This is a genomic window from Cellulomonas sp. H30R-01, assembly GCF_010119915.1.
GTDB classification, from domain to species: domain Bacteria; phylum Actinomycetota; class Actinomycetes; order Actinomycetales; family Cellulomonadaceae; genus Cellulomonas; species Cellulomonas algicola.
Genome location: NZ_CP048210.1, coordinates 73,017 through 87,584, shown reverse-complemented (window position 1 = coordinate 87,584; position 14,568 = coordinate 73,017). Strand labels below are relative to the sequence as shown.

Genomic DNA, 14,568 nt, shown 5'->3' with positions numbered 1-14,568 from the left:
GGGTCGTTCCACGGACTCGCCGGGACCATATCGGCGTGTCGGGTGGCGCGTCACCCCGCGGAGGCTCCACGGGTCGCGCGCCAGCGGGCCAGCAGCCCCTCGGGAACCTCCTCCGCCGTGAGGGCGAACGTGCGGTGGTCGCACCAGCGGCCCTGGATGTGCAGGTACCGCTCGCGCAGCCCTTCGTCGCGGAAGCCGAGCTTCTCGACGACCCGCAGCGACGGCCGGTTCTCCGGGCGGATGTTGATCTCGACGCGGTGCAGGCCGAGGACGCCGAAGCAGTGGTCCGTCGCCAGCGCGACCGCGGTCGGCGTGATCCCGCGCCCCGCGACGTGCTCCGACACCCAGTAGCCGATGCTCGCCGACCGCAGCGACCCGTACGCGATCGACGCGACCGTGAGCTGGCCGACGAGCCGGTCCTCGAAGTCGACGGCGAACGGCAGCGTCACTCCCGACCGGGCCTGCGCCGACAGCGTCCGGACGAACGCGCCGAACGTCGGCCGCACCGCCGGGGGTGGCTCGGGGCTCGTCGCGTCCCACGGCTCGAGCCAGCCCGCGTTCCGCGAGCGCAGCTCCATCCACGTGTCCTGGTCACGCCGCCGCAGCGGCCGCAGCCGCACGGGCCCGTCCTGCAGGACGGCAGGCCACCCGACTGCCACCTCAGCCCTCCAGGACGAGGCAGTGGACGACCTGCCCCGGGTGCACGGTCAGGTCCTGCTCGCCGACGACGGCCAGGGCGTTCGCGTGCGCCAGGTCGCGGACGGTGGGCGCGGAGGGCTCGCCGACGGGGGTCACGCGGTAGCCCTCGTCGGGCGAACCGAGGACCGTCGCGGGCACGAACTGCCGGAGCCCGGGCGGCGACACCCAGCCGCTCGTCGCCTCGGCCGCGACGGACGGGCGGAAGAGCTCGGTGTGGCCGGCCATGGCCCGCAGCGCGGGACGCACGAACACCTCGAACGACACCTGCGCGGCGACGGGGTGGCCCTGCAGCGCGAAGATCGGGACGGCGCGGTCGCGGCCGAGCTCGTCGCCGACGGACCCGAACCCGTGCCGGAAGCCCGGCGTCATCGCGACCTGGTCGAGCCGGACGGTCCCGAGCGGGGCGAGCACGTCCTTGACGGTGTCGTGCGCGAGCTCGGACAGGCCGCCGGTGACGACCACCATGTCGGCGCGGACGAGCTGGTCGTCGAGGGCCTCGCGCAGGGTGGCGCGGTCGTCGGCGACGATCCCGACGCGGACGGCGTTGGCCCCGGCGTCGCGCACGGCGGCCTCGAGCGCGTGCCCGTCGGCCTCGAACGTCGCGCCGTCGCGCGCCCCGACCGTGCCGGGCTCGACGAGCTCGTCGCCGACGGACAGCAGCACGACGCGCGGTGTCGGGTGCACCCGCAGCCGGCCGCGGCCGAGCGACGCGGCGAGCGCGAGCTGGCGTGCGCCGAGGCGCGTGCCCGCGGCGAGCACCTTCTCGCCCTCGCGGACGTCGGACCCGGCGGGCCGGACGTGCTGGCCCGCGACGGCGGGGCGCTGCATCGCGACCTGCGCGGTGCCGCGGTCGGTCTCCTCGAGCGGGACGACGGCGTCGGCACCGAGCGGCAGCGGCGCACCCGACGCGACGCGCACGGCCTGACCGGGGACCAGCCGCAGCGGCGCCTCGAGGCCGGGGCGGACGTCGTGGGCCACGGGCAGCGCGCGCGACGCGGCGTACCCGGCCGCGACCGCGGTGTCGTGCGCTGCGACCGCGTACCCGTCACGCGACGCGAGCGCCTGCCGCGGCAGGTCGCGGCCGGCGACCACGTCCTCGGCGAGGATGCAGCCGACGGCGTCGTGCAGCACGACGTCGAGCGGCGCGACCGGGCCGACCGCGGCGAGCACCGCGGCCAGGTGGTCCTGGACCGATCTCATGCGCGCATTCTGCCCTGCCGTCGGGCGACCGCCCGCCGGGCGACCCGCTCGTGTCGGGCCGGGTCGGGGGCGGACCTCGTCGCCCGGCCGCGGCGGCCGGCGCGCTCGCGCACGCGCTCCCGGTCGGCCCGCGCCGGACGGCGCCCTCCGACGTCACGCTCCGGCGGTCGCCGCACGCGACGAGGGCCGCCGGCGGCGTCGTGCACCGTCGACGGCCCTCGGGCGGTCAGGGAGGGGTCAGCCGAGCCCGTCCGGTCCGACGGTCGCGCCGTCCGGCACCTGCGACGGCGTGCCCGGGTCGTCGAGCACCGCGTCGCCGGTCACGACGACGCCGCTGCCGAACGTCCAGTCGCCGCGCACCCGGAGCGAGGTCGCCTGCGCGAGCGACGGGGTCGCGGGGACGCGTGCGTCGAACGCCGCGATGACCTTGTAGTGGTCCTCGTCGAGGTCGACGAACGGCGCCTCGACCTGCGCGACGAGCCGGTGGTCCGGCTCGAGCCGGTACACGTCCGAGCGGAGCACGAGCAGGTCGTTCGTGGTCTTCACCGGCAGGAACCGCGAGCGGTCGACCTCGAGCACCGCGGCGCCGTCGAAGACCTCGATCGCCGCGCCCATGGCCGACTCGATCTGCACGACCTTGGTCGACGTCTTGTCCGCCGGGTCGACGGTCTTCTCGTTGCGGATCAGCGGCAGGTCCAGGACGCCGCCCGTGCGGTCGAGCTCGGCGCGCAGCGCCCGCAGGTCGAGCCACAGGTTGTTCGTGTTGAAGTAGCGGTGCCGGTCGATGTCGCCGGCCGCGTCGGCGTCGTCCTTCGGGGTCTGCGCCGACTCGCGCAGCACGATCCGGCCGTCGGACTCCCGGACGACGAGGTGGCCGCCCTTGCGGTCCGCGGGCGTGCGACGCGCGACCTCGGCGGCGAACGGCGCACCCGTCGCCGCGAACCACCCGGCGATGCGCGCGTCGGGCGACGCCCCGAGGTTGTCGGAGTTCGACACCGTCGCGTAGCGGAAGCCCGCGTCGAGCAGGGCGTCGAGCACGCCCGACGCGTGCAGCGCGGTGTACAGGTCGCCGTGGCCCGGCGGGCACCACTCGAGGTCGGGGTCGGCGGACCACTCGACGGGCGTGAGGTCGTCGGCGCGCAGCTTCGGCTCACGGTTCTGCACGAAGTCCAGCGGCAGGCCGTCGACGACGAGGTCCGCGTAGCCGGAGAGCGCCGCGAGCGTGTCGTCGCGCGTCCGGAAGCTGTTCATGAGGACGAGCGGCAGACGGGCCCCCGTCGCCTGGCGCGCCGCGAGGACCTGACCGGCGATCACGTCGAGGAACGTCGCGTCGTCGCGGACGCGGAGCAGCGACTTCGCGCGGTCCATGCCCATCGACGTGCCGAGGCCGCCGTTCAGCTTGACGACGGCGGTCACGGCGAGCGCGTCGCGCGCGGCCGCGTCGTCCACGTCGAGGTCCGAGAGGTGCGGGACGTCGGTCAGCGGGCGGACGCCGCTCTCGGGGATCATCCCCGTCTCCCCCGACTCGAGGAGTCCGTAGAAGCGGGTGAACACGTCGACCGCGGTCGGGTGCACCCCGCCGTCGGTCATCTTGCGCTGGGCCTGTGCGAGTCCGTGGGCGCTCATCTTGCGATGCTAGGTCGACCGGGTGCGAGAGCGCAGTGGCGGGCGTCACGCGACCCGTGACATTGGTCCGTCGTTCGGGCTCCCGTCATGTGCTGAGACCCGTGTCCCGCCGACGTTCACGGCCGCGACGCGCCCCCGACGCGCGCACCGTGGGCCAGACTGGACCCATGAGCAGCGTCGCCCAGCCGTACCCGCACGCCGCCGAGGGCGACGAGGTCGAGGAGGTGAAGGAGCGGCTGCGGCGCTCGATCCGCGACGCGCGGCACGCACGCTCCCCCCGACGACGCGAGGCGGCCGCACAGGCGCTCGCCGAGGTCGTCACCGCGATCCCCGCGGTGTCCGAGGCGACCTGCGTCGCGCTGTACGCCGCTCGCCCCTCCGAACCCGGCACCGTGCCGCTGCTCGACGCGCTCGCCGACCGCGGCGTCCGCCTGCTGCTTCCCGTGCTCGGCTCCGGCCTGCAGCGCGACTGGGCGGAGTACGCGGGCGCCGAGGACCTGCGCGAACGTGCACCCGGTCGCCCGCCCGAGCCCGGCGGGCCCACGCTCGGTGCCGCCGCGCTCGCCGACGCCGACGTCGTGCTCGCCCCCGCGCTGGCGGTCGACACCGCGGGCGCACGGCTCGGGCAGGGCGGCGGGTGGTACGACCGGGCGCTGCAGCACGCGCGGCCGGGGGCGCCCGTCATCGCGATCGTCTTCCCGGAGGAGCTGTACGACGCCGAGTCGCGTCCCCTCCCGCGTGAGCCGCACGACCGCCTCGTCGACGGTGTCGCGACGCCCGACGGCTGGCGACCCGTCGGGCCGGGCGCCGCCTGACCGGCGCGACCGGTCGGCCGGGACGCTGGGCACGGTCCGGCTGGGCGCAGCGGCCCACCGGCGCGAGGACGGTGTCAGTCCGTCGACGGCAGCAGCGTCAGGTGGTCCGTCGCGTCCGCCTGCGTCGCGGCCTGCGTGAACGGCCACGGGAACGTCTCCCCCGTCGCCCACGCCTTGAACTGGTCGGTGTAGTGCACGCTCGCCGGGTGGCCCGACGTCCCGGTGAGGTTCACCCACGTCGACGAGTCCAGGTCGCCCAGGTCCACGACCATCCGCATCGACGGCGCGGCCGTCACCGCGTACGACGGCGTGCTCGCGTCCCACGCGGTCGCGTCGACGATCGACGAGCCCCCGCCGACGCTCAGCGGCGACGGGTTGACCAGGCGCCGCAGGACGCCCGGGAGCGACTCGCCGCCGAGCACCGGGTGCTCGGGCGCGGCGACGTGCAGCATGCCCCAGCGCCAGTCCTCGGCGTCGCGGCCGAGCTGCGTCGTGAGCTGCCGGCGGGCCGACACCATCGCGCGCGTGAGGATCTCGTCGCGGCCCTCGACGACGGCGGGCGTGGACCGGTCGTCCCACCAGGGCGACGACGGGTCGTCGACCAGGCGTCGCACGACCTCGAGCCAGCGTGAGTCGCCCGCGGGCGACGCGTCGTCGGGCAGGTCGTCGTCGAACGCGAGGGTCAGGATCGTCTTCCACACCGCCGCGAAGTACGCGGCCGCCGCGGAGTCGGACGACGACACCCGGTCCCAGTCGCGCAGCAGCTCCTGGCCGTCGTCGTCGAACTCGTCCTCGATCGGCAGCGACAGCAGCGTCGGCACCAGCATGTCGGCGTACGGGTTCCGCTGGTCCGACTGGATCTCCGCCATGTCGGCCACGGACACGGGCTCGCCCGTCGCGAGCCGCTCCGTCAGCAGGGTCCGGATCCGCTGCGAGCGGTAGCCGTAGTCCCAGTCGTCGGTGAGGAACGGGCCCACGCCGCTCGGCGTCACGGCCTGGTTCGCGGCGACGACGAACCCCTCCGCCGGGTCGAGCGTGCGGGGCATGTCCGCCGGGTCGACGAACCCCTGCCAGTCGTACGCGCTGTCCCAGCCCGGCCGCGGCCACGTGCCGTCCGACGGGACCGGACCGCCCAGCACCGACGTCCGCACCGGGATCCGTCCCGGCGCCTGGTAGCCGATGTGGCCGTCGACCGTCGCGAACACGATGTTCTGCGCGGGCACCTCGAGGAGCGCCGCGACCGCGGCGATGTCGTCCGCGTCGCGTGCCGTGGCCATCGCGAGCAGCGCGTCGGCCGTGCGGCCCGGCTGCAGCGCCGTCCAGCCCAGCGCGACCTCGAACTGGCGGCCCGGCGCGCCGTCGGGCACGGGGGTGTCCTCGACCGCGTCGATGTCGAGGACGTCGGACACGATCGGGCCGTGCACCGTCTCGCGGACGTCGAGCTCGACCGACCGACCGCCGTTGACGTGGATCACCTCACGCCGGTGCCGGATGGGCGCCGTGCCGCCGTCCCGCACGGTCACGTCGTCGTCGACCTTCTCGAGGAAGAAGTCCGTGACGTCCGCCCCGAGGTTCGTCAGGCCCCACGCGAGGTCGGCGTTGTGGCCGATCACGACGCCGGGCATGCCCGCGTTGGCGAACCCCGTGACGTCGTAGGGGCACTCCGCGGTGACCTCCGCGCAGCGCAGGCCCACCTGGGCCCAGATGCCCGGGGCCGAGATCCCGAGGTGCGGGTCGTTCGCCAGCAGCGGCGCGCCGGACTCGGTGTAGCGGCCCGAGACGACCCACGAGTTCGACCCGACGCCCTCGCCGTCCCCGACCAGGTGCGGCACCGCGTCGAGCGCCCGCTGCGCCGACGCGAGCGCCGCCTGCAGGTCGTCGCCCGCGAGGTCGAGCCCCGTCGTCGCCGCGGTCGTGGTCGCGCCCTGACCCACCTGCTCCGCCGACAGGATCGGCTGGTTCACGTCCTGCGGGTAGGCCGGGAACAGCTGCTCGACGCGGGCGACGTCCTGCACCGACGCGAACGTCCGCGCACGCGCGAGCTCACGGTCGTAGTTGCCGCGCAGGTCCCACGCGAGCGCCTTGAGCCACGCGAGCGAGTCGACCGGGTCCCACTTCTCCGGGGCCGGCGTGCTGGTCCGGGCCCCGAGGACCGTGTACTCGACCGCGATCTGCGACGGGTCCCGGTCCGCCAGGTACGCGTTGACGCCGTCCGCGTAGGCCTGGAGCGCGTCGCGCGTCGACTGCTCGACCACGTCCCACTCCTGCTCGGCGACGTGCCGCCAGCCGAACGTCCGGATCACCTTGTCCGCCGCGAGCGCGTCCTCGTTCTCGCCGACGAGCTCCGACAGCCGCCCGGCGGTGACGTGCCGGCGGTAGTCCATCTCGAAGAAGCGGTCCTGGGCCGTGACGTACCCCTGCGCGCGGAACAGGTCCTCGGACGTCGACGCCGTGATCGTCGGGACGCCGCGCGGGTCGCGGGTGACCGTCACCTCACTCTCGAGGCCGGGCAGCGTGAGCTCGCCGGACACCTCGGGCAGCGGACGGCGCAGGACGACGACCACGCCCACGGCCGTCGCCACCAGGGCGAGGACGAGGACGACGGCAACGGTCGCGAACGCGACCCGGACGAGGCGCAGGCGGGACACGTTGCGAGGGTACTTGTCCGTCTGGGCCCCGGGTGGCAACACACCAGACCTGGGGATGACCAGGGCAGGCGCGGCGCGGGGTGCCCGTCCGGGAGCCGGCGGAATGCGGCCGGCGCGCGTGCCGTTAGGATTGGCACTCGATCCATGTGAGTGCCAGGCCACCCGGACGTCCCGCCGGGCCGGCCCGTCGACCTCGTCCAGGAGCCCCGATGCCCACCTACGCCTACGCGTGCACGGCGTGCGGTCACGCCTTCGAGATCCAGCAGTCGTTCTCCGACGCCTCGCTGACCGTCTGCCCCGAGTGCGAGGGCCGCCTGCGCAAGGTGTTCTCGGCCGTCGGCGTCGTGTTCAAGGGCTCGGGCTTCTACCGCAACGACGCGCGCTCGTCCGGGTCGAAGTCCTCGTCGACGACGTCGTCGTCCTCGTCGTCCACCCCCTCCTCGTCGTCGTCTGCGTCCGGCACGTCGGACAGCCCGTCGACGAGCTCGCCGAGCACGACGTCGTCGACGTCGGCCACGAGCAAGGCGCCCGCCGCCTCGTCCTGACGGCATCCGCCGTCTCGCCGCGTTGTCGGCATCTCGCCGCCCCGCCGCGCTGACGGCATCTCGCCGCCCGGCTGCGCTGACGGCATTCCCCCGTCCCCCGCGCTGACGGCATCTGGCTGTCACGCCGCGTCGGCGGCGCCCGCGACCGCATCGGGACGGAGGTCCTCCCGCGGATCGCCAGCCGTCCACAGCCCGCGCCGGCACGCTGACGTCCACCGAGGCGGTCCGGCGCCCGAGGGACCTGGCGGCTGCGTCCGTAGCGTCGCCGACGTGCATCCCGACCGACGTGACCGGCCCCGACCGGACCGCCCGCCACCGCTCGCGCGCCGCCGCGCACCCGCCGCGCTGCGCGCGCGTGCCGTGCTGTGGCGGGCTCGTCCTGCGCTGCTGGCGCTGACGCTCGCCGCGGCCGCTCTGGGCGTTGTGGGCGCGCTGCGGCCCCCGCCGGCGCCGACGGTCGACCTCGTCGTGGCCGCCCGGCCGCTCGACGCCGGTGCGACGCTCGTCGACGGTGACGTGACGGTGCACGCCGTGCCCGTGGCCGTCGCACCGGACGACGTCCCGGCCGACGCCGACGTGGTGGTCGGACGGGTCACGGCCGTGGACCTCGTGGCCGGCACCCCCCTGGTCCCGGGCGTCCTCGTGGCGCCGGACGCGGCCGGACCACCCGGCACGGTCGTCACCGCCGTGCGCCTCGCCGACGAGGCGGCCGCGGCGCTCCTGCGACCCGGGATGCGCGTCGACGTCCTCGCGGCGACTCCCGACGCGGGCGACGGACGGGTCGTCGCGACGCGCGCCCTCGTCCTGCCGACGCCCACCACGGGGGAGCTCCCGCGCGACCCGACGTCCTTCGGGGCGGATTCCGGCCCCGCGCCACCGGTCCTGGTCGCCGTCACGCCCGACGAGGCACGCGCGCTCGCAGGGGCGTCCGCGACCGCCTTGCTCTCCGCGGTGGTCGTGCCATGATCGTCCAGTCCAGCGACAGGGCCCCTCCGACCGGCCCTGACGCACGCCATGAGCTGCCGGGGGCACACATGACCGACACCGTCAACAAGGGCCTGCGGGGCGCCGGCGAGCACCTGCGCGGGCTGCCCAAGGTGTTCCAGGGCTTCAAGGACTTCATCTCGCGCGGCAACGCGATCGAGCTCGCCGTCGGCGTCGTCATCGGCGCGGCGTTCACGGGCGTGGTCACCGCGCTCCAGGACGGGTTCATCGGCCCGCTGATCGCGGCGATCTTCGGCGAGCCGGACCTGTCCGCCCTGGGCCGCTTCACGATCAACGGGGCCACGTTCTCGATCGGGCTCATCCTCAACGCGCTGCTGCAGTTCCTCATCACAGCGGCCGCGGTGTACTTCGTCATCGTGCTGCCTCTCAACGCGCTGGCCGCACGACGCAAGCGCGGCGAGGAGGAGGAGCCCAAGGCCCCGGCCGAGGACATCCTGCTGCTGCAGGAGATCCGCGACCTGCTCGCCGCCCGCCCGAGCCCTGCCGTGGCCAACGACGCCGGCGCGGTTCCAGGGACCGGCACGGCTCCCGGCACGCCCCCGACGTTCCAGCCGGGCAGCGGCCCGGCGACGCCTCCTCCGACCGCCTGACACCGCACGGGCGAACCCGCTCACCGTCGCTGCGACAGGCGACACCGCTCACCGTCGCTGCGACAGGCGACACCGCCCACCGACGCTGAGTGGGCGACGGCCACCGCTGTCGCCGCCCCGGACGAGCGCACCGGCGCGGGCCGCGTCCCGCACCCGTCAGACGGTGGCGTGGTTCACCGGTGGCACCGACGAGCGCGGATCGCGCGCGGCGTGCTCGCGCGCGTCACCAGTGCGGGGGGCGGTCGCGGTGCAGACGGTCGTCGTTCGAGTCGGCGTCGTGGCCCCAGCCGACGTCGGTGTCGTCGAGGGCACGCAGCGGGACGGCCGGGTCGTGGGACGCGTCAGCGGGCTGCGCCGGTGTCGCGGGAGACGCGGCGTCGTCCTGGCCGTCGGCCGGAGCCGCCGGGTGCGTCGAACGCAGCACCGACTCGTCGGTGCCCACCGTCCCGGCCCGTCGGACGGCTCGTCGCGGGGCACGCGGCGACCGCCCGGACGCCGCTCCGGCGTCCGCACGCACGGCCGAGGTCGACGTCCGACCTGGACCGTCGACGGCCTCCGTCCAGGCCAGGTTCTCGGGGCTGTCGCTCACCGCACGATGATCCCATCCGGCGCAGCTCCGTCCGGCAGACCCCGGCGCGTCAGCGCAGGGCGCGGCTCACGGCCGAGCGGACGGCCGTGTCGATCCGGTAGGAGCGGCGCGTGATCCCGAGCTCGTCGCGGAGCGCGGCGGCGAGCTGCTCACGGTTGCGGTCCTCCCCGTCCGACCGGAGCCACGCGACGAGCTCGTCGAGCTGGTCGTCGCTGTAGGCGCCGATCGGCAGACCCTTGCGCACGTCGGGCCGCGGCGCACCGGGCACCCCGGCGAGCGTGAGCTGCACGTGGTGGGCACCGGTCGTGGGCGGGGACACGGTCGACGACTCACCGTCGACCCGCGCGACGCTCGCCTCGCCCGAGGCCGCGTCCATCCCGGCCCCCGCCGTCGCAGCCTCGTCGATCGGAGCGCGTCCGGCGTCGGTCGTCGGGTCGTCCGTGTCGACCGTGTCGTGAGCGGCGACCGCCCCGCCCGAGTCGTGCGTGACGTCGCCTGCCTCCGAGCGGACCATGTCGTGAGCGGCGACCGCCCCGCCCGAGTCGTGCGTGACGTCGCCTGCCTCCGAGCGGACCATGTCACGAGCGGCGACCGCGCCGTCGGCGTCGCGCGTGAAGTCGCTCGCGTCGGGGTCGTCGCCCGTGACACCCGCACCTCGGTCGCGGCCTTCGGACCCGGCGTCGCGATCGCGGCCTTCGGTCCCCGTGCTGCGGTCGCGGCCTTGGGCCCCCGCGTCGGGCTCGTCGTCGGCGGTCGCCCCGTCCACGTCGTCGGCGCCGGCCGCGCGGCGCGCGGCGAGGGTCGCGCGGACGGAGATGCGGATGGGTGCGGTGACGGGCGGCAGCTCCTCGACGTCGTCGCTCTCGTCGACGGACGACGGGATGCCGAGCACGAGCGGTGCCTTGCGCGGGATCGCGGGTGCGGGAACGCGGCCGTGCACGGCGCGACGGATGCGGTCGACCTCGGCCTGGGGGTCGAGGAACGCGGCGGCGGACCACACGCGCACGACGGTCCAGCCGAGCCGCTCGAGCCGGTCGGCGAGGAGCCGGTCGCGGACGCGCACGGACGGCTCTCCGACGTAGGCCTCGTCGTCGGTGAGGACGGCGACGAGCAGCCGGTCGTGCGCGTCGGGGTGCCCGACGACCATGGGGATGCGCGTGCCGCCAGGGATGCCGTAGTCGACCTCGACGGTCAGGCCGTGCCGCCAGAGCCGTTCGGCGAGGTCGAGCAGCAGCCGGTCGGGCTCGCCGGAGTCGTGCGCCGAGCCACGAGCGACCCCGGCCGACGCCGAGGCCGACCCGCCGGCGGTCCCGCCCGACGTCTCGGCGGCCGCCTCGGCGGCGCGGAGGTCGATGTCGGCGTCAGGGCGGGGACCGGGCGCGACGAGCCGCACGTCGTCGCCGGTGGCGCCGGCGCCGCGGGACTCGGCGAACGCGAGGAGGTCGCGCAGCAGCCGCGGGCCGGCGGCGCGGACGCGCTCGGGGTCGAGGTCGTCGGCACCGAAGCAGGACACGACGGTGAGCCGGTGTCGCGTGGCGCCGAGGACGTCGAGGAGCAGCGCGTCGCCACCGGGCTCGCCGACGACGCCGAACGAGTGCAGGACGCGGCGGTGGGGCGTGCGGCCGAACCCGACGGACAGGATGACGGCCTCGCGGCGCAGGCCCGCGACGTTGGCGAGGTCGGTGACGACGAACGGCTCGGCGCGGCCGCCGTCGAAGAACGCGGCGACGGCGGGGTTGCCGCGGACCTCGGTGAGGATCGCGTCGCGCAGCGCGTCGGCGTGCACGGCGGACGGGGTGACGACGGCGAGCGACTCGTCGGGCTGCATGAGCGCGTGGTGCAGCACGAGCTCGACGACGTGCTCGACCTCGGCGCGGGTCGAGGCGACGGTGCCGGTGGCGGCGTCGGGCATGCCGGTCCCGTCGACGACGTCGAGCCGCACGAGCGGGCGGTGCTCGGGCAGCGGGGTCGGCGACAGCACGCCCTCGTAGCCGTGCGCGGCGAGGAACGCGGTGAGGTACGGGTCGCGGCGCGACGTCTCGGCGTGGAGGGCGACGACGGGCAGGACCGCGGCGAGCTCGCGCACGGCGGTGCCGGAGGCGCAGCGGGCGTCGCCGACGACGACGACCTGCCGGCCACGCGCGATGGCGGCGACGGCCATGTCGACGGGCAGGTGCGCGGCGGCGTCGATGACGACGAGGTCGACGGTGCGCGACGGCGGGAGCACCTGCGGCACGAGCATGGGGCTCGCGGCGACGACGGGACGCAGTCGGCGGGCGATGTCGGGGTGGCGCGCGATGGTGTCGCGCAGCGACGTGAGCCGCTCCTCGACGAGCTCGACGAACAGCGACTCGGACTGCTCGCGGTTCTGCCGCAGGACCTCCTGCGTGTGCGCGGCGACGGCCTGCCGGACGGGTCCGGCGAGGCTCGCGACGTGCGCGCGGTCGAGCGCGGCGTACTGCGCGGACAGGTCGCCGAGCGCGGCACCGTCGTAGCCCGCGAGCGTGGGGTCCTGCGTGAGGATCTGCTCGATGACCGTGCTCCACCACGCCAGGTCGAGCTCGGCGGGGGCGAGCGCGGGGTCGACGCGGCGCGTCGCGAGGTCGTCGACGAGCTCCCCGAGCCCGGCGGCGCGCAGCCGGTGCAGCAGACCGGTGCGGTCGGGCAGCGTGTCGAGCGCGCTCGTGTCGGCGCGCAGGCGCGACAGCCGCTCGGTGAGCGCGGCGAACGGCAGCTGGGCGAGCCCGGCCCCACCCGGGGTCGACGCGAGCACCTCGTCGAGGGCCCGCAGGTCCTCGGCGACGGCCTGGTGCTCCTCCTCGATGTGCTCGAGCCCGTCGGGCAGCCGGGGCCAGCCACCCGCGGGGCAGTGCGCCTGCCAGATCTCGCGCTGCGCCTGGACGTCGAGCAGCGCGGTATGGAGGTCGGCGACGGGACGGCCCGGGCGGACCATGTCGCGCGCCTGCCGCCGCAGCCGACGGCGCAGCCAGAACCCCATGTCGACGCCCCGCTCGGTGCGCCACTGCGGTGTCGCGGTCGCGGCGACGAGGTCGGCGGCGGTCCGCTCGAAGACGATCGGCAGGAAGACGTCGAGCGCCCCGCGGACGCCGTCGAGCATCCGGAGCTGCTCGGCCCACGACGCGACGGACGTCGCCTGCGTGAGCCCGGTGTCCGCCGCGACCTGCGCGGTGCGCTCGACGAGCGCGGGCAGGGCACCGTCGAGCAGCCGCGAGATCCGGCGCACGACGACGTCGGCGTCCGCGCGGGTGCGCAGGTCGGCGCCGTACCAGGGCGTGTCGACGGGGCGGACGTCGAACGCACCGAGCTCGCCGGCCCGCACGAGGTCCGCGCCGAGGGCTGCGCGCCGCTCGGCGTCCAGAACGCGCGCGACGTCGGGCGTGAGCCGCACGGTGGTGCGCGGTGCCGGACGCGTCGAGGTCAGCCGGGCGAGCTGCTGCAGTGCGTCGTAGGCCGACGCGCCCCACGGCGTGCGGGTCGCGTGCAGGTCGTCGACGTACGCGCGCAGCCGCTCGCGGTGCTCGACGAGGCGCGTCCGCAGGACGTGCAGGCTCTGCCCGTCGACCGGGGGCGCGTCGAGGGTCATCGCACCGAGCAGGCGGCGCGCCGCGGCGGTGCGCCAGCCGGCCTCGGGGGCGACGTCGAGCAGCAGGTCGCCGAGGCCGAGCTCGTCGAGCCTGGCGGCGAGCGCGGTGGCACCCCGGCGGTGGCCGGGGACGTAGAGGACCGTGCGGCCGGACGCGGCGGCGTCGGCGACGACCGCGGCGAGGGTGCCCGTGACGTCGGCGCCGGTGGGGGCGTCGACGAAGAGGTGGGCGCCCGTGCTGAGCGCGTCGAGCAGGTGCTGCTGCGCGGGGTCGAGGTCACCGACGCCGCGCTCGACGCCCGGGTCGCGGTCGCCCGCGACGGGCTCGGGCAGGGGGACGACGAGGCGCTCACGGTCGACGTCGACGCCGGCGAGCGCGCAGACGACCTCGTGCTGGTCGAGCGCCGCGGACAGCGCGTCGAGGTCGTCGACGAGGATCTGCCCGGGGTGCACGAACGTCCCGACGACGACCTTCTCGGTCAGCCGGAAGTCGTCGAGCACGGCCTCGCCGAGCGACGACAGGCGCGCGAGCGCGCCACGCGGGTCGAAGCCGCCGCTCTCGAAGGTGCCGCGCGCGACGGCGCCCGGGTCGAGCAGGGCGCCCCGGGTGCGCAGGGCCCGCGCGAGGACGGGGTTGACGTCGAGCGTCGGCTCGAGCGCGATCTCGTAGTCGGCCTCGCCGGTGCCGCGGGCGCGCAGCGTGACGGGTCGCAGCAGGACGGGCGCGCGGACGGTGCGGGCCTGCGTGGTCGAGCGGGGCGCGGGGTCGGCGGGCCGGGTCGCGACGGCGAGCGCGTCGACGTCGTCGTGGTCGTCGCGTGCGGCGGGCCGCTCGGTCCAGGTCGCGACGCCGATCGCGAGCGCGGTCGGGGCGATGCCGTAGCGCTGCTCGTACACCGCGGCGCGCGAGGCGACGGCACGGGCACGGCGGCGGGCGGTCGAGAGCGCGGCGCCCTCGCGGACCAGGTTGGACAGGCGGGTGGGGCGGCCGGCGAAGAGCTGTGCCATGCCCGAGGGGTGGGCGGCGGTGAGGTCGAGCGCGGCGTCGCCGAGCAGCTCCATGTCGGCGAGGGTCGACCCGCCGGCGGCCTCGACCAGGCCTTCGCGCCAGCGTTCCACCGCGCGGTCGACGAGGTCGGCCCGGGTCGGCGGGGCGACGAGGGCGACGGGGGCGTTCGGGGTCGCGTCGGTCGCGGGAGCCTGGTCGGGACCCGTGCCGGACGAGCGCGCGGGGACTGTCACCCCAG

General features: G+C 76.0%; 10 protein-coding genes. 4 read left to right on the top strand and 6 right to left on the bottom strand.

Translation table 11 applies throughout. From position 1 onward, the window contains the following. Nucleotides 1–50: 50 nt before the first annotated feature. The 3 genes from GXP71_RS00380 to GXP71_RS00370 form a co-directional block, all read right to left on the bottom strand. Entirely contained in the window at nucleotides 51–659 is a 609-nt protein-coding gene (locus tag GXP71_RS00380) for a GNAT family N-acetyltransferase (RefSeq protein ID WP_162351031.1), read from the bottom strand. A gap of 1 nt (nucleotide 660) precedes the next feature. Then, on the bottom strand, nucleotides 661–1,899 hold the full coding sequence (gene glp, locus GXP71_RS00375; protein ID WP_162351030.1) for a gephyrin-like molybdotransferase Glp: 1,239 nt from the start codon (nucleotides 1,897–1,899) through the stop codon (nucleotides 661–663). A gap of 237 nt (nucleotides 1,900–2,136) precedes the next feature. Continuing rightward, nucleotides 2,137–3,525, bottom strand: coding sequence for a UTP--glucose-1-phosphate uridylyltransferase (locus GXP71_RS00370; RefSeq protein WP_162351029.1), 1,389 nt, complete (start codon nucleotides 3,523–3,525; stop codon nucleotides 2,137–2,139). A gap of 167 nt (nucleotides 3,526–3,692) precedes the next feature. On the opposite strand from GXP71_RS00370, the gene GXP71_RS00365 reads away from it, so the two are divergent. Next, entirely contained in the window at nucleotides 3,693–4,340 is a 648-nt protein-coding gene (locus tag GXP71_RS00365; protein WP_162351028.1) for a 5-formyltetrahydrofolate cyclo-ligase, read from the top strand. 74 nt (nucleotides 4,341–4,414) lie between these two features. Here the strand turns inward: GXP71_RS00365 and GXP71_RS00360 are convergent, their stop codons facing one another. After that, nucleotides 4,415–6,988: a penicillin acylase family protein gene (locus GXP71_RS00360; RefSeq protein ID WP_202924298.1), complete on the bottom strand. Its 2,574-nt coding sequence runs from the start codon at nucleotides 6,986–6,988 to the stop codon at nucleotides 4,415–4,417. Between the two features lie 209 nt (nucleotides 6,989–7,197). Here GXP71_RS00360 and GXP71_RS00355 point away from each other — a divergent pair, with 209 nt between their 5' ends. The 3 genes from GXP71_RS00355 (at nucleotide 7,198) to mscL (ending at nucleotide 9,128) form a co-directional block, all read left to right on the top strand. Continuing rightward, on the top strand, nucleotides 7,198–7,533 hold the full coding sequence (locus tag GXP71_RS00355; RefSeq protein ID WP_162351027.1) for an FmdB family zinc ribbon protein: 336 nt from the start codon (nucleotides 7,198–7,200) through the stop codon (nucleotides 7,531–7,533). Nucleotides 7,534–7,803: 270 nt separating this feature from the next. Next, nucleotides 7,804–8,499: an SAF domain-containing protein gene (locus GXP71_RS00350; protein ID WP_238402527.1), complete on the top strand. Its 696-nt coding sequence runs from the start codon at nucleotides 7,804–7,806 to the stop codon at nucleotides 8,497–8,499. Nucleotides 8,500–8,567: 68 nt separating this feature from the next. Continuing rightward, nucleotides 8,568–9,128, top strand: coding sequence for a large conductance mechanosensitive channel protein MscL (mscL, locus tag GXP71_RS00345; protein ID WP_162351026.1), 561 nt, complete (start codon nucleotides 8,568–8,570; stop codon nucleotides 9,126–9,128). A 223-nt stretch (nucleotides 9,129–9,351) separates the two neighbouring features. Here the strand turns inward: mscL and GXP71_RS00340 are convergent, their stop codons facing one another. Both GXP71_RS00340 and GXP71_RS00335 read right to left on the bottom strand, forming a co-directional pair. Continuing rightward, on the bottom strand, nucleotides 9,352–9,717 hold the full coding sequence (locus GXP71_RS00340) for a hypothetical protein (protein ID WP_162350964.1): 366 nt from the start codon (nucleotides 9,715–9,717) through the stop codon (nucleotides 9,352–9,354). 49 nt (nucleotides 9,718–9,766) lie between these two features. Continuing rightward, nucleotides 9,767–14,563, bottom strand: a complete 4,797-nt coding sequence (locus GXP71_RS00335) for a hypothetical protein (RefSeq protein WP_238402526.1) — start codon at nucleotides 14,561–14,563, stop codon at nucleotides 9,767–9,769. Between the last annotated feature and the right edge of the window lie 5 nt (nucleotides 14,564–14,568).